General features: G+C 60.3%; 18 protein-coding genes and 1 pseudogene. 8 read left to right on the top strand and 11 right to left on the bottom strand.

What is annotated here, in order from left to right; genetic code table 11:
• Positions 1 to 852 (top strand): phasin family protein, encoded by an 852-nt coding sequence (locus DBP26_RS10055; protein ID WP_108237428.1) that lies wholly within the window; start codon positions 1 to 3, stop codon positions 850 to 852.
• 108 nt (positions 853 to 960) lie between these two features.
• Here DBP26_RS10055 and DBP26_RS10050 read toward each other — a convergent pair whose 3' ends face one another.
• The 10 genes and pseudogenes from DBP26_RS10050 to DBP26_RS10000 all read right to left on the bottom strand — a co-directional run bounded on the left by DBP26_RS10050 (position 961) and on the right by DBP26_RS10000 (position 13882).
• On the bottom strand, positions 961 to 1575 hold the full coding sequence (locus DBP26_RS10050; protein ID WP_108237427.1) for a TetR/AcrR family transcriptional regulator: 615 nt from the start codon (positions 1573 to 1575) through the stop codon (positions 961 to 963).
• Positions 1576 to 1632: 57 nt separating this feature from the next.
• Positions 1633 to 3314, bottom strand: a pseudogene (phaC, locus tag DBP26_RS10045) (class II poly(R)-hydroxyalkanoic acid synthase).
• Positions 3315 to 3474: 160 nt separating this feature from the next.
• Positions 3475 to 4329 carry a poly(3-hydroxyalkanoate) depolymerase gene (gene phaZ / locus DBP26_RS10040; RefSeq protein WP_108237426.1) on the bottom strand — a complete coding sequence of 285 codons (855 nt, stop codon included), beginning with the start codon at positions 4327 to 4329 and terminating at the stop codon, positions 3475 to 3477.
• 107 nt (positions 4330 to 4436) lie between these two features.
• Entirely contained in the window at positions 4437 to 6116 is a 1680-nt protein-coding gene (gene phaC / locus DBP26_RS10035) for a class II poly(R)-hydroxyalkanoic acid synthase (protein ID WP_108237425.1), read from the bottom strand.
• 340 nt (positions 6117 to 6456) lie between these two features.
• Positions 6457 to 6834: a DUF971 domain-containing protein gene (locus tag DBP26_RS10030; RefSeq protein ID WP_108237424.1), complete on the bottom strand. Its 378-nt coding sequence runs from the start codon at positions 6832 to 6834 to the stop codon at positions 6457 to 6459.
• Between the two features lie 102 nt (positions 6835 to 6936).
• Positions 6937 to 8274: an ATP-dependent protease ATPase subunit HslU gene (hslU, locus tag DBP26_RS10025; protein WP_108237423.1), complete on the bottom strand. Its 1338-nt coding sequence runs from the start codon at positions 8272 to 8274 to the stop codon at positions 6937 to 6939.
• 66 nt (positions 8275 to 8340) lie between these two features.
• Positions 8341 to 8871 (bottom strand): ATP-dependent protease subunit HslV, encoded by a 531-nt coding sequence (gene hslV / locus DBP26_RS10020; RefSeq protein WP_037016051.1) that lies wholly within the window; start codon positions 8869 to 8871, stop codon positions 8341 to 8343.
• A gap of 200 nt (positions 8872 to 9071) precedes the next feature.
• Positions 9072 to 9764, bottom strand: coding sequence for an SPOR domain-containing protein (locus DBP26_RS10015; protein ID WP_108237422.1), 693 nt, complete (start codon positions 9762 to 9764; stop codon positions 9072 to 9074).
• A gap of 1 nt (position 9765) precedes the next feature.
• Positions 9766 to 11502: an arginine--tRNA ligase gene (gene argS, locus DBP26_RS10010; protein ID WP_108237421.1), complete on the bottom strand. Its 1737-nt coding sequence runs from the start codon at positions 11500 to 11502 to the stop codon at positions 9766 to 9768.
• 160 nt (positions 11503 to 11662) lie between these two features.
• The gene (locus tag DBP26_RS10000) at positions 11663 to 13882 is read right to left on the bottom strand and encodes a primosomal protein N' (protein WP_108237419.1); all 2220 of its coding nucleotides are present in this window, start codon (positions 13880 to 13882) and stop codon (positions 11663 to 11665) included.
• Positions 13883 to 14050: 168 nt separating this feature from the next.
• Here DBP26_RS10000 and rpmE point away from each other — a divergent pair, with 168 nt between their 5' ends.
• The 3 genes from rpmE (at position 14051) to DBP26_RS09985 (ending at position 16548) form a co-directional block, all read left to right on the top strand.
• Positions 14051 to 14272 carry a 50S ribosomal protein L31 gene (gene rpmE / locus DBP26_RS09995; protein ID WP_108237418.1) on the top strand — a complete coding sequence of 74 codons (222 nt, stop codon included), beginning with the start codon at positions 14051 to 14053 and terminating at the stop codon, positions 14270 to 14272.
• A 2-nt stretch (positions 14273 to 14274) separates the two neighbouring features.
• Entirely contained in the window at positions 14275 to 15093 is an 819-nt protein-coding gene (locus tag DBP26_RS09990) for a thermonuclease family protein (RefSeq protein ID WP_108237417.1), read from the top strand.
• Positions 15094 to 15279: 186 nt separating this feature from the next.
• Positions 15280 to 16548: a malic enzyme-like NAD(P)-binding protein gene (locus DBP26_RS09985; protein WP_108237416.1), complete on the top strand. Its 1269-nt coding sequence runs from the start codon at positions 15280 to 15282 to the stop codon at positions 16546 to 16548.
• Between the two features lie 129 nt (positions 16549 to 16677).
• Here the strand turns inward: DBP26_RS09985 and DBP26_RS09980 are convergent, their stop codons facing one another.
• Positions 16678 to 19155 (bottom strand): penicillin-binding protein 1A, encoded by a 2478-nt coding sequence (locus tag DBP26_RS09980; protein WP_108237415.1) that lies wholly within the window; start codon positions 19153 to 19155, stop codon positions 16678 to 16680.
• Positions 19156 to 19361: 206 nt separating this feature from the next.
• On the opposite strand from DBP26_RS09980, the gene DBP26_RS09975 reads away from it, so the two are divergent.
• Genes DBP26_RS09975 through pilP form a run of 4 tightly spaced genes read left to right on the top strand, consistent with a single transcriptional unit; the run spans position 19362 to position 22175 of the window.
• Positions 19362 to 20426, top strand: coding sequence for a pilus assembly protein PilM (locus DBP26_RS09975; RefSeq protein ID WP_108237414.1), 1065 nt, complete (start codon positions 19362 to 19364; stop codon positions 20424 to 20426).
• Positions 20426 to 21007: a PilN domain-containing protein gene (locus tag DBP26_RS09970; RefSeq protein ID WP_108237413.1), complete on the top strand. Its 582-nt coding sequence runs from the start codon at positions 20426 to 20428 to the stop codon at positions 21005 to 21007. Before DBP26_RS09975 ends, DBP26_RS09970 begins: the two co-directional genes overlap by 1 nt.
• Positions 21004 to 21651 carry a type 4a pilus biogenesis protein PilO gene (gene pilO / locus DBP26_RS09965; RefSeq protein WP_108237412.1) on the top strand — a complete coding sequence of 216 codons (648 nt, stop codon included), beginning with the start codon at positions 21004 to 21006 and terminating at the stop codon, positions 21649 to 21651. Before DBP26_RS09970 ends, pilO begins: the two co-directional genes overlap by 4 nt.
• Entirely contained in the window at positions 21648 to 22175 is a 528-nt protein-coding gene (pilP, locus tag DBP26_RS09960; protein WP_108237411.1) for a type 4a pilus biogenesis lipoprotein PilP, read from the top strand. The genes pilO and pilP overlap by 4 nt, the downstream gene beginning before the upstream one ends.
• Positions 22176 to 22208: the final 33 nt, after the last annotated feature.

Genomic DNA, 22208 nt, shown 5'->3' with positions numbered 1-22208 from the left:
ATGGCTGGCAAAAAGAAAACCGAAAAAGAAGGCAGCTCCTGGATTGGCGAAGTGGAGAAGTACTCCCGCCAAATCTGGCTGGCTGGTTTAGGCGCTTACTCGAAGATCAGCAATGACGGCAGTAAGCTTTTCGAATCCCTGGTGAAGGACGGCGAGAAGGCGGAAAAGGAAACCAAGGCGTCCGTTGGCAAAACCGTCGATACCGCCAAAGCGTCCACCAAATCCCGCGTCGGAGACGTGAAGGATCTGGCGTTGGGCAAATGGGGCGAACTGGAAGGGGCGTTCGACAAGCGTCTGAACAGCGCGATTTCTCGCCTCGGGGTGCCAAGCCGCAACGAGGTCAAGGCCTTGCATGACAAGGTGGACCTGCTGACCAAACAAATTGAAAAGCTGACCGGTGCTTCAGTCACGCCGGTCTCGAAAACGGCGGCCGCCAAACCGACTGCTAAACCAGCGACGAAAGCCACAGCCAAGCCTCTGACCAAGGCGGCGGCCAAAACGGTCACCAAGGCTGCAAGCACCGCAGCCAGCAAAACCGCAGCCGCCAAGCCTGCCGTTGCCAAGACGGCTGCCAAGCCTGTCGCGGCGGCGTCCAAGGCAGCGGCATCCACGGCGGCTAAAGCCAAAACCGTAGCGGCAAAGCCAGCCACCAAGCCGGCGGCGAAACCTGCGGCGGCCAAACCCGCTGCCGCGAAAAAGCCTGCCGCTGCCAAAAAACCTGCAACGCCGAAGGCTGCAGCCGCCAAACCGACCGCAGCAGCGACATCAGCTTCAACGCCGAGCGCAGCGCCGTCTACCCCGGCAGCGCCGTCGACTCCTGCTGCCTCATCGACCTCCGCCAGCCAGTCCTGATTCTCGGCTGGCCCGACGAAAAACCCGAACTGTGCAGGCAGGTCGGGTTTTTTTCATCACACTCATTGCGCGTCCCGCGCGGACGGCACGCAGAATCGAAAGCCGATGTCAGTCCCCCAGATAATGCAGCGCGAGCTTTTCGGCCGCGTGCCGCGATGCGGGTTTTAGGTGGGGCGCCACGAGCATCATGATCTGGTAAACCACCACACGGGTTTCGCCTTCGCGGTCCAGGATGCGCTGGTAATCCAGCGAAAACAGCAGGGTCATGGTGATCTGTTCGACCAGTTGCCCCAATGCCTGGGTGTCGCTCGTGACTTGGCCCTCGGCTTTCAGACGGGCGAGCAGCGAGGCAAGGGTGCGCTTGATGGCGTCGAGCAGGCCGCGGATGCCCCGCCCAAGCCTGGGCAGACGGCTGGCCAGGTTCGACAGGTCCTGAAAGAGAAACCGGTAGTGGGACAGGCGCTCGACGATCAGGTGCAGGAACAGCCAATAATCCTCTGCCTCCAGTCGCGCATCGGCGGGAGGGTTCAGCAGGGGCGCCAGCTCGGCCTGGAAACGCCCAAACAGCTCCATCACCATCGGCTCCTTGCCATGAAAATGGTAATAGAGGTTGCCGGGGCTGATTTCCAGCTCATTGGCGATTTCCAGCGTCGAGACGTTCGGCTCGCCCTGGCGATTGAACAACACCAGGGCACATTCGAGTATGCGGTCGCGGGTCTTCATCCGGTCTTCTTGATCATGCAGCGGTTTGGAGTGATGCGGGCGCCCAGCGGCAGCTGCTCAACGGACACGCACATAGGTCCCCGGCGCTGCTTCCATGGGTGGATAATTCTGGTTGCCCAATGCCGCCAGGGTTTCTTTCTGCGCGCCCGAGCGCTCCTGAATCCATTTCAGCCACGTCGGCCACCAGCTTCCGTCCGTGCGGTGCGCATCGTAGTACCAGGCTCGCGGGTCGCCGCTCAGCTTGCCGTTCTCGACGAAGTTGGCTTTCGGATTGCCGGGCGGGTTGAGGATGCTTTGCACATGCCCGCTGTTGGATAGCAGAAAGCGTCGTTCGCCGCCCAGCAGCAAGGTCGAGCGGTACACCACGTCCCACGGCGTGATGTGGTCGTTGATACCGGCCACGCTGAAGCTGTCCACGGTGACCTTTTGCAGGTCGATGGGGGTACCGCACACTTCCAGTCCCCCCGGATGGGTGAGCGGGTTGTGTTTGAAGAAGTCCAGTAGATCACCGTGCAGGGCCGCCGGCAGACGGGTGGTGTCGTTATTCCAGTAGAGGATGTCGAAGGGCGGTGGCGCCTTTCCGAGCAGGTAGTTGTTGACCCAGTAAGTCCAGATCAGGTCGTTAGGCCGCATCCACGCGAAAACCCTGGCCATGTCCCGGCCATCGAGCACGCCTTTCTGGTAGGAGCGACGCTTGGCCGCTTCCAGCGTCTGCTCATCGATGAACAGCGTGGCGGGGCTTTCGATCTGGCTGTCGAGCAAGCTGACGAGGTAGGTTGCGCTGGCCACTCGGCGCATCTGCCGCTTGGCCTGCAGGTGGCCCTGCAAGGCGGCAATCGTCAGGCCACCGGCACACGCCCCCATGAGGTTGACCTCGCGTGCGCCCGTGATGGCGCGGCAAACGTTCATGGCCTCTTCGACCGCTTGCACATAGCTCGACAAGCCCCATTCCCGATGGCGTACGTCGGGGTTGCGCCAACTGATGATGAAGGTCTGCAGGCCGTTCTTCAGTGTGTACTGAACGAAGCTGTTACTGGGGCTGAGGTCGAATATGTAGAACTTGTTGATCTGCGGCGGCACGATCAAGAGCGGTCGCGCGTATTGCTTCTCGCTCATGGGCGAATACTGGATCAGCTCCAGCAATTCGTTGCGGAACACCACCGTGCCGGGGTCATGGCGAGCGTGCGGCCAATCTCGAAGGCATCCTTGGTGGTCTGGCTGGGCAGGCCGTTGTTGTGCATGAAGTCGTCCAGCATGTGGCTCATGCCTTTGAGCACACTGGTGCCGCCCGTATTGAACAGCTCCTTGACTGCCAGCGGGTTGATCAACGTATTGGTGGGCGACAACGCATCGTTCAGCAGCGCGAAAATGAACTGCGCGCGGGAGCGGTCGTCTTCGGACAGGCCACTGTGGGCAATCCATTCACGCACTTGGTGCTGACAACTCAGGTAGGCCTGCAGGCCGCGGCGGTAAAGGGGGTTGTGCGTCCAGGTGGGGTCGCTGAAGCGCGTGTCCTGCGGGTGCGGTTGGTGAGGCGTGTCGCCGAGCATGACTTTGCCCAACTGGCTACCCAGTGCCAGCGCATGCCGAGCGGTGTAAGCCGGACGCTTGAGCCCCTGCAGTGCCACGTTGCGCAGGGTGGAAAACAGGTTTCTGCCGCGCAAGCCCGTGATTGCGCTCTGCGCATTGATGTAGGTGGCGGGCACCGGGTAGCTGGTCTTCGCCGGTTTTTCTCGCATGGGTCAACACTCCTTCGTCAGGCCATCAGGCAAAGCACCTGCGCGCAGGGCTCAAAGCGCTAGCGCGCCGTTCTGCGTCGGGGCAATCCCGCCCCATGACACAGTCGATACAGCGGTTTTCGTTGAGCGGACTCCTGCCGGCTCCAGTGCCATCCTCGGTTTAGCGCACCACGGGTGCGGGCTTGGGATGCATGACGGCGCGCTGCCGTTCTTGCTGGAGAAATTTCATGATGATGGGCGCGACAGCTTCGGCGCGAGTGATTAAAAACAAATGCCCATCGTCGATTATGTGTAGCTGGGCATTGGGTATGCGCCAGGCCAGTAGTCGCATATTGATCAAAGGAATCAAGGGGTCGTCGTCCCCGGCCAGCACCAGCGTGGGCTGACGGATTTTGTGCAGCCAATGGATGCTGGTCCAGCCTACCCCCGCGAACAACTGCCAGTAATAGCCGAGCTTGCCGGAAGAGCGGACCTTGGCGGCATGGTTGGCGGCCAGGTGGGGATCGCGCCTGAACGCGCCGCCGTAGATGTCCGGCGCGATGCGAATGACATGGGAGGGCTGAATGTAGCGCCTTGGGCTGGCCATCATCCACAGGACTTTCGGCTTGCCCGGCACCATGAATGCGCCCGCTGCCGTCGCCGCCAATACAAGCTTCTTGCAGCGCTCGGGGTAGTCGTGGGCGAACTGCTGAGCCAGCGCACCGCCCCACGAAACCCCGATGGCATTGACCTGGCCGTAGTCCAGATAATCGAGCATGCGTGCTGCGAGTTTTGCCAGGCCGGGGAAGCGGTAGGGCCGGCTTGGCGTCGAAGAGCCGCCCACACCGGGCACATCGAAGGCGATGATTTCCAGGTCCGGATCCAGCGCGTCGACAAACGGAAATACCAGCTCAAGGTTGGCCCCGATGCCGTTGAAGATCAGCAACGGCGTCAGATGCTCCTTGCCGGGGCGCACCGCGGTGCGGATGTTGTGGCCATCCAGATCGATGGTGCGGAATACGAACGGTTGCGGCATGCGCGAAGCCCTGTTGGTTGAACGCCGATGACTGCTGTCCGGGCAGAGCGCGACCTTCCCGTGAGAGCGAGCGCGCCCTCACACGTGTTTCATCCCATCACGAACGATTAACGTTCATGCACATAGGTCCCCGGCGAAGCCTCGCCCGCTGGATACGCTTTGTTACCCAGTGTAGCGGGGGATTTTTTAAGCTTGCCTGACCGTTCCGCTTGCCAGGCCTGCCAATGCAGCCACCAGGAATCGGTGTGCTTGCTCGCATCTTCCTGCCAGCGGCTCGCCTCTTCCGGCAGGTCCGGGTTGGTCATGTAGCGCGCCTTCGGATTGCCTGGCGGGTTCAGGATGCTTTGAATGTGGCCGCTGTTGGACAAGACGAATTCGGTTTTTCCCCCGAACAGCCGTGCCGATTTGTAGCACGAGACCCAAGGCGTGATGTGGTCGTTGGTGCCTGCCAGACAGAAGATGTCACTTTTGACCTGTTTCAGATCGATGGGCGTCCCGCAGACTTCAAGCGCATTAGGGCGCACCAGCGGGTTGGTCTTGAACATTTCGATCAGGTCGCCATGGAACGCGGCGGGCAGACGCGTGGTGTCGTTGTTCCAGAACAGGATGTCGAACACCGGCGGCTCGTTGCCCAGCAGGTAATTGTTCACCCAATAATTCCAGATCAGATCATTGGGGCGCATCCAGGCGAAGACCTTGGCCATGTCTTTGCCTTCCAGCACCCCTGCCTGGTAGGAGTGGCGCTTGGCGGATTCGAGGGTCTGCTCGTCGACGAACAGCGCCACCTGGGTGTCGAGCGTGGTGTCGAGGACGCTCACCAGCAGCGTCAGTGCGTTGACTTTCTGTTCCCCCAGCGCGGCGTAATGCCCCAGCAGCGCCGTGCAGGTAATGCCGCCCGAGCAGGCGCCCAGCATGTTCACATCTTTGCTGCCGGTGATCTTGCAGACCACATCGACAGCTTCTTTTACCGCATCGATATAGGTCGACAACCCCCATTCCCGCTGCGCTTTGGTCGGGTTGCGCCAACTGATGATGAAGGTCTGCACGTTGTTGCGCAGGCAGAAGCGCGCCAGGCTCTTGTCCTGGCTGAGGTCGAATACGTAGAACTTGTTGATCTGGGGGGGCACCACCAACAGTGGCCGTTCGTGAACCTGCTCGGTAATCGGCTTGTACTGGATCAACTCCAGCAGGTCGTTGCGGAAGACCACGGCACCTTCGGTGGTGCCTAGATTCTTGCCGACCTCGAAAGCGTCCATGTTGACTTGGCTCGGCATGCCGCCATTGTTCACCAGGTCCTTGGCCAAGTGCGAGAGGCCGTCGAGTATGCTTTTGCCGCCCGTCTCGAAGAAGCGCTTGATCGCCGCTGGATTGGCCGCGCCGTTGGTGGGCGACATGGCTTCAGTCAGAAGGTTGATGACGAAGTGGCCACGGCTGGTGTCCTGCTCGGAAAGGCTGCTGTCTTCGATCCAGTCATGCAGTTCCTTGCGCCAGGCCAGGTAGGTCTGCAGATAGCGGCGGTACAGCGGGTTCTGACTCCAAGCCGGGTCGGCGAAGCGGCGGTCGTCGCTGTCGGGTGTCAGGGCGGAGCGGCCGAGGATGACGTTTTTCAATTCCAGCCCGAAATGGGCCACGTGCTTGGCGCTGTGGAAGGGTTGCCGGATGGCTTGGGTCAACACCATGCGTGCCGTGGTAAGCAGATCCTTGCGCCTCAGACCGACGACGGGGTTCAGACCCAGGGTGTGTTCAGAGGCTTGACGCGGCAGGTCATCATTACTCTTGTTACTCATCTACGACGCTCCATTGTCCTGAGACGAGCACTGGCAGCCCTGTGGAAATAAGCGACACAGGCAAACGCCAGTACTGCTCTCGGGTGACCGATGATTAACACCTAGGATGTGCACGTTCCTGCAAGGCGCCGGATGTTGGATGGCGCTACCTGGGACTGCTGCGAACACACCGACACGCTTCTGCAACGACACCGATGCAGAGAACTTGCCAGAACCATTGGTTACGCGAGATTTATAAAAATCGCAAGCAGCGCCAGTCATTGGCCGCTGCGCGGAACATTGAAGCAGATCGGATTAGAAAGTGCGTCCTAAAACGTCGAGTGGCGTTCCAGAGCGGTGGCTAGAGCATCAGGCGAATGACTTGCTCGGAAGGGTCGCGGGATTTGCCGGCGGCCTTGAGTTCGGCCAGGTAATCCTCCCACAACGATGTCTGGCGCAAGGCCAGTTGCTCCAGGTACTCCCAAGTGAACAACCCGCTGTCATGGCCATCGTCGAAGGTCAGTTTTAGTGCGTACTGACCAGCCGGTTCTATCTGCACCAGCCCGACACCCTGTTTGCCGAATTGCAGAATCGGCTTGCCGTGACCCTGTACCTCGGCGGAGGGTGAGTGCACCCGGAGAAATTCCGCGGGCAGATGATACTCCTCCTCTGGGCCGTATTTGAGCGTGAGGACCTTCGAGGCTTTGTGAAGCTGGATGGCGGTGGGGAGTCGGGACATGGGGGCAGCCTCAAGCTATAAGCGGCAAGCTTCAAGTAGAAGCAGATATCGGATCGCAATGATATCTGCTGGTGACTTGAAGCTTATAGCTAGCCGCTGCTTTTAAAGAATATAACGCGACAAATCTTCGTCTTCCGCCAGTTCGCCAAGATGGCTGTTGACGTAGTCGGCGTCGATTTTGATGGTCGCGGTGTCTTGGGCACTGCCGAGGTCGCCGGCGCTGAACGACACTTCTTCCAGCAGCCGCTCCAACAGCGTATGCAGACGACGGGCGCCGATGTTTTCGGTTTTCTCGTTCACCTGCCAGGCAATTTCGGCCAGGCGCTTGATGCCGTCAGGTTGGAACTCGATGTTCAGGCCTTCGGTTTTCAGCAGCTCGCGGTACTGCTCGGTCAGCGAGGCATGGGGTTCGCTCAGGATGCGCTCGAAATCTTGCGGGCTCAGGGCTTTCAATTCCACGCGGATCGGCAGACGGCCTTGCAGCTCGGGCACCAGATCGCTGGGCTTGCTGAGGTGGAAAGCGCCTGAGGCGATGAACAGAATGTGGTCTGTCTTGACCATGCCCAGCTTGGTGTTGACCGTGCAACCCTCGATCAGCGGCAGCAAGTCGCGCTGCACACCTTCACGGGAGACGTCAGCGCCGCCGACGTTGCCGCGTTTGGCGACTTTATCGATTTCGTCGATGAACACGATGCCGTGCTGTTCGACGGCCTCCAGCGCTTTGCCTTTGAGTTCTTCGTCATTGACCAGACGGCTCGCTTCTTCGTCGCGGACCATCTTGAGCGCTTCCTTGACCTTCAGCTTGCGACTTTTCTTCTTGCCCTTGCCCATGTTCGCGAACAGGCTTTGCAGCTGGTTGGTCATCTCTTCCATGCCGGGCGGCGCAGAGATATCGACCCCGGACATTTCAGCGACTTCGATCTCGATTTCCTTGTCGTCCAACTGGCCTTCACGCAGCCGTTTGCGGAACAGCTGGCGGGTATTGGAATCACTGCTCGGTGACGCCTCTTCGCTGAAACCGGTGCGTGCCGGTGGCAGCAGCGCGTCGAGAATCCGCTCTTCAGCAGCATCTTCGGCGCGATGGCGGACCTTGGTCATTTCCTGTTCGCGCAGCAGTTTCATCGCCGCGTCAGCCAGGTCACGGATGATGGACTCGACGTCGCGGCCAACGTAACCCACCTCAGTGAACTTGGTGGCTTCCACTTTAAGGAAGGGCGCGTTGGCGAGCTTGGCCAGACGGCGGGCAATCTCCGTTTTGCCGACGCCGGTGGGGCCGATCATCAGAATGTTTTTCGGTGTGACTTCAACGCGCAGCTCTTCAGGCAGTTGCATCCGACGCCAGCGGTTGCGCAGCGCAATGGCGACGGCGCGCTTGGCATCGTCCTGGCCGATGATATGGCGATTGAGTTCGTGGACGATTTCACGGGGAGTCATGGACATGGGTTTCAACGGTCCTCTTGAATGGTTCGGTCCGGCGGCCGCGATGACTTGCGGCACAGCCGGGGATCATTCGGCGAGGTCCTGCTCCTCAATGGTGATGTTGTGGTTGGTGAACACGCAGATATCACCGGCGATGTGCAACGCGGTTTCGGCGATTTCACGCGCTGACAATTCGGTTTTCAGCAGCAGGGCACGCGCTGCAGCCTGCGCGAACGCACCGCCGGAGCCCATGGCGATGAGACCGTCCTCGGGCTCGACGACGTCACCGTTGCCGGTGATGATCAGCGATGCGTCCTTGTTGGCTACCGCGAGCATCGCTTCCAGGCGGCTCAGGGAGCGGTCGGTGCGCCAATCCTTGGCCAGTTCGACGGCCGCGCGGACGAGGTGGCCCTGGTGTTTTTCCAACTGGGCTTCGAAACGCTCGAACAGGGTGAAGGCGTCAGCGGTGGCGCCTGCGAAACCGGCGATGACCTGGCCGTGATAGAGGCGACGGACTTTCTTGGCGTTGCCTTTCATGACGGTATTGCCCAGAGAAACCTGGCCGTCACCCGCCATGACGACTTTGCCTTGGCGGCGGACTGAAACGATGGTGGTCAAGGGGAGAGTCTCCACGCTGCGGGCCGAAAATGGCCTGATGGAAACTCATATGGGGGTGAGGTCGGGTATTTCAACCGTCGGGCAGAAATGGCCGGGTCGAGCCCATCCGGCAGGTACGGCACAGGGGATTGCGCCAGATTTTGCCGCACGGGCATGGGCTTGAACGAGCCGTTCGCGACGCTATGACGCGTCGCGCCTCATTATCGGGCCTGGCGTTGCTGCAGCAGCAGGTTGCTGAAACCGCCGCTCGCCAGTTGCTTCTGCGCCGTGGTCAGTTGTTCACGATTGCTGAATGGCCCCACCATTACGCGGTACCAGGTTTCGTCTTTGACGGTCCCCGATTCAACCGTCGCCGCCTGCCCCAGCAGGATGATCTGCGCGCGCACTTTTTCGGCATCGGCTTGTTTGCGGAACGAGCCCGCCTGCAGGACAAATGTCGTGACCGCTGCAGGTTTGGCGACCGGCGGTGCTGGCGGAGGCGTCAAGCCACTGAGGGCTGCCTGGGCGCGCGCCGTGTCGATCTTCGCCGCCTGCTCGGGTGTGACAGGCGTGGTCGGCGTCGCAACGGAAGGCGGTGTCTTCTCTGGCACGGCCTCGTTCGGCACGATCACTTCCGATTCCGGCAACAACGTATAGAAGTCGTATTTGGGCTTCACAGGTGCCGTGGGGCTCGGCGGCGTCTTGTTCGCTTCGGCGATCTTCGCTGCCTTGGCCTCGGCCTTGGAACGCTTGATGTCGTCGCCACCACCGGGTTCGAGTTTCATCAGGAAAACGATGAAGGCGCCGACCGACAGGCCGATCGCCAGCCACACCCATCCCGGAATCGGCTTCTTTGCGGGCGCTTCGTAACGGCTGGCGCCACGCTTGGGAGCAGGTTTCTTTTTGACTGCCAAGTTACATACGCTCCAGAGTTTCCAGACCCAGCAGTTGCAGGCCTTGCTTGAGGGTGCGACCGGTCAGGTGCGCGAGGCGCAGACGGCTTTGCTGTTGCTCGGGGTTTTCCGCGTTCAGGATCGGGCAATTCTCGTAGAAGCTGGAGAACAGACCGGCCAGATCGTAAAGGTAAGCGCACAGTACGTGGGGCGTGCCTTTCTCTGCGACGTTGTTCAGGGTTTCGCCGAACTGCGCCAGCCGCGCCGCCAGATCCTGCTCCTGTGGAGCTTCCAGGACGATACGACCCTTGCTTTCGTCGAACGGTTCGCCCAGTTTGCGGAATACCCCGACCACGCGGGTGTAGGCATACAAGAGATACGGCGCGGTATTGCCTTCGAAGCTCAGCATCTGGTCGAAATTGAAGCTGTAGTCGCTGGCACGGTGCTTGGACAGGTCGGCGTATTTGACCGCACTGATGCCCACCGCCCTGGCGATGGTGCGCAACTCGTCTTCAGCGACGTCAGGGTTTTTCTCCTTGACCAGCGCGTAGGCGCGCTCCTCCGCTTCGTCCAGCAGGTCCACCAACTTCACGGTGCCGCCATCACGGGTCTTGAACGGGCGCCCATCCGCGCCGTTCATGGTGCCGAACCCCATGTGTTCCATGTGCATGCCGTTGGTCACGAAACCGGCGCGCAACGCCACGGCGAACACTTGATTGAAATGCAGGGCTTGGCGCTGGTCCACGAAATACAGCACGCGATCGGCCTTGAGTACGTTGCTGCGGTAGCGCACGGCTGCCAGGTCGGTGGTGGCATACAGATAGCCGCCATCGGCCTTCTGCACGATCACCGGCAGCGGATCGCCTTCCGCATTCTTGAATTCATCGAGAAACACGCACTGCGCGCCGTTGCTTTCAACCAGCAGCCCGGCACTCTTCAGATCGGCCACGACATTGGCCAGGTCGTTGTTGTAGGCGCTTTCGCCCATGACGTCTTTCGGCGTCAGTTTGACGTTCAGGCGCTCATACACTTCCTGGCAGTGGGAGAGGGAAATGTCCTTGAAGCGAGTCCACAGGCTCAGGCACTCGGGATCGCCCGCCTGCAGCTTGACCACCAAAGCACGGGCGCGCTCTGCGAACGCTTCGGATTCATCGAAGCGGCGTTTGGCGGCGCGGTAGAAGTTTTCCAGGTCCGACAGCTCGTCACTGGTGGCAGGGGTCTCCTGCAGATAGGCCAGCAGCATGCCGAACTGCGTGCCCCAGTCGCCCACGTGGTTCTGGCGGATGACGGTGTCGCCCAGGAATTCGAGGACGCTGGCCACGGCATCACCGATGATGGTCGAGCGCAGGTGGCCGACGTGCATTTCCTTGGCCAGATTCGGGGCGGACAGGTCGACCACTACGCGTTCGGTCGGGCCGTTCTTGCGCACCGACAGGGTCGGGTCGGCCAGTGCGGTGTCCAGGCGAGCGGCCAGTGCCTGGGTGTTCTGAAAGAAGTTGAGAAAGCCCGGCCCGGCGATATCCACTTTGCTGATCTGGTCATCGGCCGGCAGCGCGGCAACGATTTTCTCGGCCAGGTCGCGCGGCTTCAGGCCCGCAGGCTTGGCCAGCATCATGGCGATGTTGCTGGCGAAGTCGCCGTTTTTCTTGTCTTTGGCGTTTTCCACCTGAATCGCCGGTGTCAGCCCTTCCGGCAAGACGCCTTCGGTGACGAGTTGGCTCAGAGCTTGTTGGATCAGCTGGCGAATGGTGTCTTTCATGGTGCTCTCTTTCGACCGCAAGCGCGGCAGCGCTTCGATGCGCGGGTGGAAAAACTGGGCATTATCCGTTGCCGGAGCCACCTTGCCAACCGCGTTGGATGCGCGGTTGTGAATCTTCACAGCAGACGCCGATCTCTGTGGGAGCGTGGCTTGTCGATCGTTAATAGAGATCCACAGGATCCACATCCAGCGACCAGCGGACCGCGCGCCCGCTGGGCAGGCTTTCCAGTGTCAGCAACCAACTCGTCAGCAGCTTGTGCAGCGGGGCTCGGGCATTGGCTTGCACCAGTAGCTGAGCGCGGTAACGGCCCGCGCGACGCTCCATCGGGGCGGGAACCGGCCCCAGCAGTTCGATGCCGCCCAGCGACATGTCCTTCAGCAGTTGCTCCGCATTCGCACAAGCTTCATCGAGAAAGCCCTCTGCCTGGCCTGGCTTGTGTGCCTCGGCGCGCAGTAACGCCAAATGCGAAAACGGCGGCAGCCCGGCGGCGCGGCGTTCGCTCAGCGCCTGTTCGGCAAAGGCGAAATAGCCCTGCTCAGTCAATTGGATGAGCAACGGATGTTCGGCCAGATGGGTTTGAATGATCACTTTGCCGGGTTCATCCGCACGGCCGGCACGGCCTGCGACCTGAACGATCAATTGAGCCATTCGCTCGCTGGCGCGAAAGTCGCCGGAAAACAGCCCGCCATCGGCATCGAGGATCGAAACCAGCGTGACACGGGGAAAGTGGTGACCTTTGGCGAGCATTTGCGTGCCCACCAGAATGCACGGATGGCCCTTCTGGATCGTGGCGAACAGGTGATTCATGGCGTCCTTGCGCGAAGTGCTGTCACGGTCGACGCGCAAGACGGGGTAGTCCGGAAAGAGAATCGCCAGACGCTCCTCTGCGCGCTCAGTGCCAGCCCCCACAGGGCGAAGGTCGACTTTGCCGCAGGTTGGGCAATGACGAGGGACGCGCTCGACGTTGCCGCAATGATGGCAGCGCAGCTCACCGTAACGCTGGTGCACGGTCATGCGCGCATCGCAACGGCTGCATTCGGACAGCCAGCCGCAGTCGTGGCAAAGCAGGGTCGGAGCGAAGCCGCGGCGGTTGAGGAAGACCAGCACTTGCTGCCCGGCGGCCAGTGTCTGGCCGATAGCCTGCTGCATGGGCCCGGAAATGCCGCTGTCCAGTGGCCGGCTTTTGACGTCCAGCCGCAGGAAGCGTGGCTGTTGGGCGCCGCCCGCACGTTGATTCAGGCGCAGGAGAGCGTACCGACCGGTGTATGCGTTGTGCAGGCTTTCCAGCGAAGGTGTAGCGGAACCCAGCACGATCGGGATGTCTTCCTGCCGCGCGCGTACCAGCGCCAGATCCCGGGCGTGGTAGCGCAGGCCTTCCTGCTGTTTATAGGAGCCGTCGTGTTCTTCATCGATGATGATCAGGCCGGGGTGCTTCATGGGCGTGAACAGCGCTGATCGGGTGCCGATGATGATGTCGGCTTCGCCATCGCGCGCGGCCAGCCAGGCGTCCAGCCGATCACGGTCGTTGACCGCCGAATGCAGCAGCGCGATGCGGGCGTTGAAACGCTGTTCGAAGCGGGCCAGTGTCTGGGGCCCCAGATTGATTTCAGGGATCAGGACCAGGGCCTGTTTGCCGGCCTCCAGCGTTTCGCGGATCAGTTGCAGATAAACTTCAGTCTTGCCGCTGCCGGTCACGCCAGCCAGCAGCGAAGCGTGGAAACTGCCGAAACCGGAGCGTATGGCTTCGTATGCGGCACGTTGCTCGGTGTTGAGGGGCAGTTCCGGCTGGGCCAGCCAGTGTTCATGACGTTCGGCGGGGGCGTGGCCGCGTACATCGACAGTCACTAGGGCCTTGGCCAACAGGAGGTTCAGGCTATCGCGGTTCAGGTTGAGCTTACTCAACAATTGATGCGCCACGCCGTGAGGGTGTTGCGCCAGGGTCCGCAGCGCCTCCTTCTGCTTGGGCGCGCGCGCGATGCGCGGATCTTCGACGCTGGCCCCAGGGGCGATCTGCCAGAAGCGCTCCTGCCGCGCTTCGGCCGGTTCACCTTGACGCAACAACACGGGCAGCGCCCAGCTCAACGTATCGCCCAGGCTGTGCTGGTAGTACTGCGCGGTCCATAGGCACAGCTTGAACAGCGCGGGGGGAAGCGGCGACTCTGCATCCAGCAGCGCAATGGCAGGTTTGAGTTTGTCGCTGGGCACTTCAGTGTGATCGCTGACTTCGACCAGCACGCCAATCATTTCCCTGCGGCCAAAGGGGACGCGCAAGCGCATGCCTGGCTGCAGGTTGTCGTGCGCAACGTCGGCAGGGGCGCGGTAGTCGAACAGGCGGCGCAGCGGCGAAGGCAGGGCAAGGCGCAGAATGGCGTCGGACACGCGGGGGATTTCCTGTTACGGAGTATGACCAGGGCGCGATGTTAGCAGACGGCCGGTGTAAACGTTCTCTTGCGTGGTTTGTGTTGTCTGTTAATATGCGCGGCCTGATTCCGTGCGGTATTCAACAATGGTGTTGGATGGCGGCACGCTAGACCTGAGGAAATATCCATGAAAGCTGATATCCATCCAGTTTACGAAGCCGTTGACGCAACCTGCAGCTGTGGCAACGTCATCAAAACCCGTTCCACCCTGGCCAAACCACTGAGCCTGGACGTGTGCAACGAGTGCCACCCGTTCTACACCGGTAAGCAAAAAACGCTGGACGCAGGTGGTCGTGTTGACCGCTTCAAATCGCGTTTCGGTGCGTTCGGCGCTCCTAAAGCGAAGTAAGAATGGCGATTCTGGATCGCTCTTCGAGCTACTCCAGGCTGTTCAAAAAGGCGTCCCTCGCGGGCGCCTTTTTTATGCCTGCGATTTGGATTTCCACGGCTCAGGCGCTGTGTCCTGCGCCTGCCTCATTGCCCACGGCACAGGTCCAGCGGGTGGTCGATGGCGACACCTTGCGCCTCACCGATGGACGCAGCGTGCGGATGATCGGCCTGAACGCGCCGGAAACCGGCAAAAAGGGTCAGTCTGCGCAACCCTTCGCCGAGGCGGCAAAACGTCGGTTGCAAACGTTGGTCGACGACAGCGACGGCCGGGTCAGCTTGCGGGTCGGCGAGCAGGCCACCGATCACTATGGGCGCACCTTGGCCAATGTCTATGGCCGCAACGGCGCCAACCTTGAGGCCCAACTGCTCTCGGAAGGTTTGGGTTACCTGGTGGCGGTGGCACCCAACCTCGCGCTCGTCGACTGCCAGCAGGCAGCTGAAAACGCAGCGCGCCAGGCCGGGTTAGGGCTGTGGCGCAATTCTCCGGTGCAGTCTCCCGATCAGATAAGCAGCGGCGGTTTTGCGGTGGTCTCCGGTCGTGTCACGGACGTTCAGCGCAACGGCGGGGGCATCTGGATCGAATTTGCGGACCGGCTGGTGCTGCGTATTGCGCCAAACCTTCTGGGGCAATTCGACGGCGCAGCCCTGCTGCGTCTGAAAGGGCGACAGGTCGAGGCCCGAGGCTGGGTCGTTGACCGGGGGCGCCGAGGTGGGCTCAAGCCCGGACAGCCTCGCTGGATGATGCCCATCACATCCCCAGCAATGCTGAATACAAAGTAATTATAAAATTGTGAACAATTCTGGCTGCGGGATGTATGCGTTCAACACCTTGCATTCCGCGGCTCTACGCTAAAAGTCGTAGATGCGACCCCTTGACACGGGTGACCCGCCAGTCTTGTTAGGACTTTCTGACTTGCGTATGCTCGTCGGTCCGTCTGTCCAACAGCAAAAAAGCGGAATGCCCCCATGTCAGATTTGAAAACTGCCGCGCTCGAATATCACGCCAACCCTCGCCCCGGGAAACTGAGCGTCGAACTCACCAAAGCCACTGCCACTGCCCGCGATCTGTCGCTGGCGTACAGCCCTGGCGTCGCGGAGCCGGTGCGTGAAATCGGTCGCGATCCGGAACTGGCTTATAAATACACGGGCAAAGGCAATCTGGTGGCTGTCATTTCCGATGGCACCGCGATCCTCGGCCTGGGCAATCTTGGTCCGTTGGCCTCCAAGCCGGTCATGGAAGGCAAAGGCGTTCTGTTCAAACGTTTCGCCGGTATCGATGTGTTCGACATCGAAGTCGATTCGGAAAGCCCACAAGCCTTCATTGATACGGTCAAGCGTATTTCCATTACGTTCGGCGGCATCAACCTCGAAGACATCAAGGCACCGGAATGCTTCGAGATCGAAAAGGCGCTGCTCGAACAGTGCGACATCCCGGTTTTTCACGATGACCAGCACGGCACCGCAATCGTTACCGCGGCAGGCATGATCAACGCCTTGGAAATCGCCGGCAAAACCCTGGAACAAGCGAAAATCGTCTGCCTGGGCGCCGGCGCTGCTGCGATTTCTTGCATGAAGTTGCTGGTCAGCATGGGTGCGAAGATTGAAAACATCTTCATGATCGACCGAAACGGCGTGGTCCATTCAGACCGCTCTGACCTGAACCAATACAAGGCGCAATTCGCTCACTCGACCGACAAGCGTACCTTGGCGGACGCACTGGACGGCGCTGACGTGTTCGTCGGTCTGTCCGGGCCTAACCTGCTGAGCGCCGAAGGCCTGAAGTCCATGGCTGCCAATCCGATCGTGTTCGCCTGCTCGAACCCTGATCCGGAAATCTCTCCAGAACTGGCGCACGCGACCCGTAGTGACGTGATCATGGCCACTGGGCGTTCGGACTACCCGAACCAGGTCAACAACGTGCTGGGCTTTCCGTTCATCTTCCGCGGTGCGCTGGACGTTCGTGCCAAGCGCATCAATGAAGAAATGAAAATCGCCGCAGCCAATGCCCTACGTGAACTGGCCAAGCTGCCGGTGCCTCAGGAAGTCAGCGATGCCTACGGCGGCATCAAGCTGGAATTCGGTCGTGAGTACATCATCCCGAAACCTCTGGATGTGCGCCTGTTGACCGTGGTGTCCGACGCCGTGGCCAAGGCGGCGATCGAAAGCGGTGTAGCGACCCAGCCTTATCCCAAGCACTACCCGCTGAAAAGCGTGGATGATGTCTTCAAGGGGTAATAGCAGTTGTCACCCGTAAAAAAACCGGCTTGATGGCCGGTTTTTTTATGGGGCAGCTTTAAGTTGTATCTCTCAAGCTGCAAGTGAAAGCGTACGCGGCGCGGCTCTCACTTGCGGCTTGCAGTTGCTTTAGAACAGATCGATTGGCGCCGACTCATCCGCAGGCAGCGGGCTGCCCGGTGCGGGGCTGCCGTTCAGCTCGTTGACGCTTGGCGGTGTGTCTTCGCTCTTGAACAGCTCGAAGAATGCGCCTGCCGTGCTCGGCGTGGCGGAGCGGCCGCTGATTGGATCGATCCGCAGGCTCAGGATGCCATCCGGCTCGGCCTGTTGGTGCGGCGGCTTGTCCTTCAGCGCGGCGCTCATGTACTTCATCCAGATGGGCAGCGCGACCGTGCCACCAAATTCGTGACGGCCCAGGCTTTCAGGCTGGTCGAAGCCGGTCCAGACGGTGGTCACGTAGTCGCCGTTGTACCCGGAGAACCAGGCGTCTTTCGAGTCGTTGGTCGTACCGGTCTTGCCCGCGATGTCCGGGCGATTCATCGCCAGCGCACGTCGGCCCGTGCCGCGCTTGATCACGTCTTGCAGCATGCTGTTGAGGATGTAGGTGGTGCGTCCATCGACGATCCGTGGCGCAACCGCCGGTGCCGGTGGCGCGCCGTTGGTATCGAGGGCATTGGGCGCGGTGTTGGCGGTCAGGGCCGGTGTCTCGGGCGCTGCGTAGGTGGTTGCATCGCTGACCAGCGCTTCATTGACCGCTTTAGGGTTCGGGTCGTTGGCCGGAACGGTCGCGGGGTTCGCCACGAACAAGGTCTTGCCTTCTCGATCTTCGACTTTGTCGATCAGGTAGGGGCTGACTTTATAGCCGCCGTTGGCGAAGGTGCTCCAGCCGCTGACGATTTCCATCGGCGTCAGCGTCGCCGTGCCCAGTGCCAGTGAGAGATTAGGCGGGAGGTCCTGTTTGTTGAAGCCGAAGCGGGTGATGTAGTTGATCGCCGTGTTGACGCCCAGGCTTTGCAACAGGCGAATCGACACAAGGTTGCGTGATTTGTACAGGGCCTCACGCAGGCGAATAGGGCCCAGGAAAGTGCCGGTGTCGTTCTTCGGACGCCAGACCTTGTCCACCGCTTCATCGACGAACACGATAGGCGCATCGTTCACCAGGCTGGCGGCGGTGTAGCCGTTATCCAGGGCTGCCGAATACAGGAAAGGTTTGAAGCTTGATCCTGGCTGACGCTTGGCCTGCATGGCTCGGTTGTAATTGCTTTGCTCGAAGGCGAAGCCGCCGACCAGGGCGCGAATCGCGCCGTTGTGTGGGTCAAGCGAGACCAGCGCGCTCTGTGCTTGCGGGATCTGGCTGAATTTAAGCGTGTTGTCCGGTTGGCGCTGCACGCGCACCAGATCGCCTACATGAGCGACATCCGAAGGCTGCTTGGGATTCGGGCCGACACTGTTGGTGTTCAGGAACGCCTTTGCCCATTTCATGGTGTCCCACGACACCGCTTCTTCTTTTTCGCCATTGCGGGTCAGGACACGGATGCCGGTCTTGTCCACCTGGGTGACGATGGCTGGCTCAAGACCGCTGATCGGACGCTGCTTGGTCAGTTCCTGCGCCCAGGCGTCATGGGTCAAACCGGGGAAACGGCTTTCCGGTCCGCGATAGCCATGGCGCTGGTCATACTCGACCAGGCCGTCGGTAACTGCCCGGTTGGCGTCTTCCTGAAGATCGCTGGGAACGGTAGTGGTGACGCGGAAGCCTTCTGTGTAGGCTTCGCTGCCGTAGCGGCCGACCATCTCGGCACGCGCCATTTCGGCAATGTAGGGCGCGTTCACTTCAGGGCTCTGAACGTGATAGCTGGCGTTGATTGGCTCGGCGAGTGCGGTCTGGTAAGTGTTCTGGTCGATCTTGCCCAGTTTGAACATGCGCCCAAGGATCCAGTCGCGACGCTCTTTGGCGCGCACGGGGTTGGCGAGTGGGTTGAATCGTGACGGCGCTTTCGGCAGGCCGGCGATCATTGCCATCTGGGCAACGCTCAGGTCACGAATCGATTTGCCGTAGTACACCTGGGCTGCGGCCTCGATGCCATAGGCCCGGTTACCCAGGTAGATCTTGTTGACGTAGAGCTCGAGAATCTCGTCTTTCGTGAGTTGGCGCTCGATTTGCAAGGCCAGGAGGATCTCGGTGGTTTTCCGTGAAAAGCTGCGTTCGCTGGTCAAGAAGTAGTTCTTGGCGACCTGCATGGTGATGGTCGAGCCGCCTGACTGAATGTGACCGCTCTTGATCAACTGACTGGCGGCGCGCATCAGACTGCCGGGGTCGACCCCATAATGGTTGGCGAAGTTGTCATCTTCGGCAGACAACAAGGCACTGATGAAATTGGGCGGAATGTCGGCGAAACGTATGGGAGAACGGCGCATTTCGCCGAATTCGGCGATCAGCTTGCCGTCGCTGCTGAAGACGCGCAGCGGGATCTGCAACTGAATGTTGCGCAGTGCATCGACCGAAGGCAGATTGGGCGACAGATAGAGAAACGCGCCGCTCAGACCGAGCAGCAGACCGCAGACGATTGCGACGATGGACCACCAGAAAAACTTCAGCAGGCGTATCAAGGCTTTTGGATTTCCAGAAAAAAGAATGGGTTAAGCGCAGGCATTAACAAATGAACACGCCTTGAAGCTTTGCTACACGAAAAAAACGCTCGGCATTATAAGCATTTTTCGTCGTCGAGCGTTATTTGCGCTACTGTCAAGGCTGTCGGCTGTGGTGTTGGACAAAAAAATATCCGTAAGTGACGGAAACGCATAGGGAATCGGTTGTGTTCGAACTCTTCAGTAAGAAGGCCAATACCCTTCTAGGGATCGATATAAGCTCCACCTCGGTAAAGCTCCTTGAATTGAGTCGTTCCGGCACCCGTTACAAGGTCGAGTCTTACGCGGTCGAGCCGCTGCCACCTAACGCAGTGGTTGAAAAGAACATTGCCGAGCTCGAGGGCGTCGGCAATGCGTTGACGCGAGTGCTGGTCAAGGCCAAGACCAACGTCAAAATTGCGGCGGTCGCGGTGGCGGGGTCCGCGGTTATCACCAAGACCATCGAGATGGACGCAGGCCTTTCCGACGACGAGATGGAAAACCAGCTCAAGATCGAAGCCGACCAGTACATTCCCTATCCACTGGAAGAGGTGGCCATCGATTTCGAGGTTCAAGGCTATTCGGCGCGCAATCCCGAGCGTGTCGAGGTCCTGCTCGCGGCTTGTCGTAAAGAAAACGTCGAGGTCCGCGAAGCGGCCCTCGCGCTGGCCAACCTTACCGCGCGAGTCGTGGATGTCGAGGCCTACGCTCTGGAGCGCTCGTTCGGCCTGTTGTCTGCGCAGTTGGGGCAGGGGCACGACCAGTTGACCGTTGCGGTGGTCGACATCGGTGCCACCATGACGACCCTCAGCGTGCTGCACCATGGCCGCATCATCTATACCCGCGAGCAGTTATTCGGCGGGCGTCAATTGACCGAGGAAATCCAGCGCCGCTACGGCCTCTCCCAGGGGGAAGCCGGCCTTGCGAAGAAACAGGGCGGACTGCCAGACGATTACACCCTCGAAGTGCTGCAGCCGTTCAAGGATGCCGTGGTTCAGCAGGTATCGCGCTCTCTCCAATTTTTCTTCGCCGCCGGCCAATACAACCGCGTCGACTACATCATGCTGGCGGGCGGCACGGCCTCTATCGCCGGGCTCGACCGCTTGATCCAAGAACGCCTCGGAACCCCCACGATGGTCGCGAACCCCTTCGCCGACATGGCGCTGAGTGCCAAGGTCAATGCCGGTGCGCTCGCCAGTGACGCCCCTGCCTTGATGATCGCCTGCGGTCTGGCGTTGAGGAGCTTCGACTGATGGCACGGATCAACTTACTCCCGTGGCGGGAACAGCTGCGCGAAGAACGCAAGAAGCGTTTCTTGCTGGCCCTGGCCGGTGTACTGGTCGCCGGTGTCGGCACGATCTTTCTCGCCGATCAATACCTGAGCAGCGCCATTGCTCATCAAAATGCGCGCAACCAGTTCATCAAGACTGAAATCGTGCAGCTCGACGCCCGAATCAAGGAAATCAGCGAGCTCAAGGCACGGCGCAAGCAGTTGCTGGAGCGCATGAAGATCATTCAGGACCTGCAGGGCAATCGACCGATCATCGGCAGGATTTTCGACCAACTGGCCCGCACGCTGCCGGACGGTGTGTATTTCAACGAAGTGAAGATGACGGACAATCTGATCAGTATTTCCGGCGCCGCCGAGTCCAACAATCGCGTGTCGGACCTGCTGCGTAATCTTGACGCGTCGGATTGGCTCGAAGCCCCGAGCCTGACCGAAGTGAAGGCCAATAGCACGGCGGGTTCTGCCGACCAGTCGAACTCGTTTCAGTTGACCGTGCGTCAGACTCAGCCGGCGATCGAGCCTGTGGTCAAAGGGGCCAAGCCATGAATGTCAACGAATGGCTGGACAGCCTGCGCAAGATCGACATCAACGATCTGGATATCAATAACCTCGGCGCCTGGCCCGCCGCCGCCAAGACCATCGTCGGCGCCCTGCTGTTAGTGCTGGTATTGGCCGGGGGGTACTTTTTCTATATTCAGGACATGCAAACGCAACTGGATCAGGCGCGCAATGACGAAAGTGCGCTGAAGGAGCAGTTTTCGAACAAGGCCTACCAAGCGGCGAACCTGCCGGCCTACAAGGCGCAAATGGTGGAGATGGAAAACACCTTCGGCGCTCTGCTGCGTCAGTTGCCCAGTGACACCGAGGTTCCCGGCTTGCTGGAGGACATCACCCGTACCGGGTTGGGCAGTGGGCTGGAGTTCGAAGAGATCAAGCTGTTGCCAGAAGCCGCCCAGCAGTTCTACATCGAGCTCCCGATTCAGATCACCGTTACCGGCGGTTATCACGATTTGGCCACCTTCGTCAGCGGGGTCGCCAGCCTGCCACGGATCGTCACGCTTCACGATTTCGACATCAAACCGGTGGACGCCAAGTCCCCTGGAAAGCTGCGCATGAGCATTCTCGCCAAGACCTATCGCTATAACGACAAGGGGCTTCAGGCCGCTGACAATAAAGGACAGGCGAAATGAGGGCCGTGCAGTGGATGTGCATGGGCATCGCGATGATGGCCCTTGTCGGTTGTGACAATTCCAGCGAATTCGACGACCTGAAGCAGTTCATGGCCGAGGTCAGGGCGCGCCCGACTGGCACCATTGAACCGATGCCGAAGTTTCGGCCTTATGAAGCCTTTACCTACGCTGCGGCGAGCCTTCGCAGCCCGTTCCAGCCGCCCATCAAGGTCGATCTGGTCAACCGCCAGAAAGGGTCGCGCCTGGTTCAGCCGGATCCGACCCGGGTCAAGCAATTCCTGGAAGGCTTTAACATCGACAGCTTCGAAATGGTCGGTACGCTGAGCAACGAATCCGGTATGTTCGCGCTCTTGCGAGGCGCGGGCGGGGTCCATCGGGTCAAGGTGGGGGATTATCTAGGGCGCAATGATGGCCGGATCGTCTCGATCACCGACTCGGCGGTGCAGGTCATTGAAATCGTGCCCGATGGAGAGGGAGCTTGGCTTGAGCGGCCACGCAGCATTTCCCTGAAAGAACGCTCATGAACACGAACAGCAAGCGAAGCACCTTTGAATCTG

This window comes from Pseudomonas sp. RIT409, from assembly GCF_003052515.2.
Lineage (GTDB): Bacteria > Pseudomonadota > Gammaproteobacteria > Pseudomonadales > Pseudomonadaceae > Aquipseudomonas.
The sequence above is the reverse complement of the archived record's forward strand: the minus strand, read 5'-3'. Positions and strand labels throughout refer to the sequence as shown.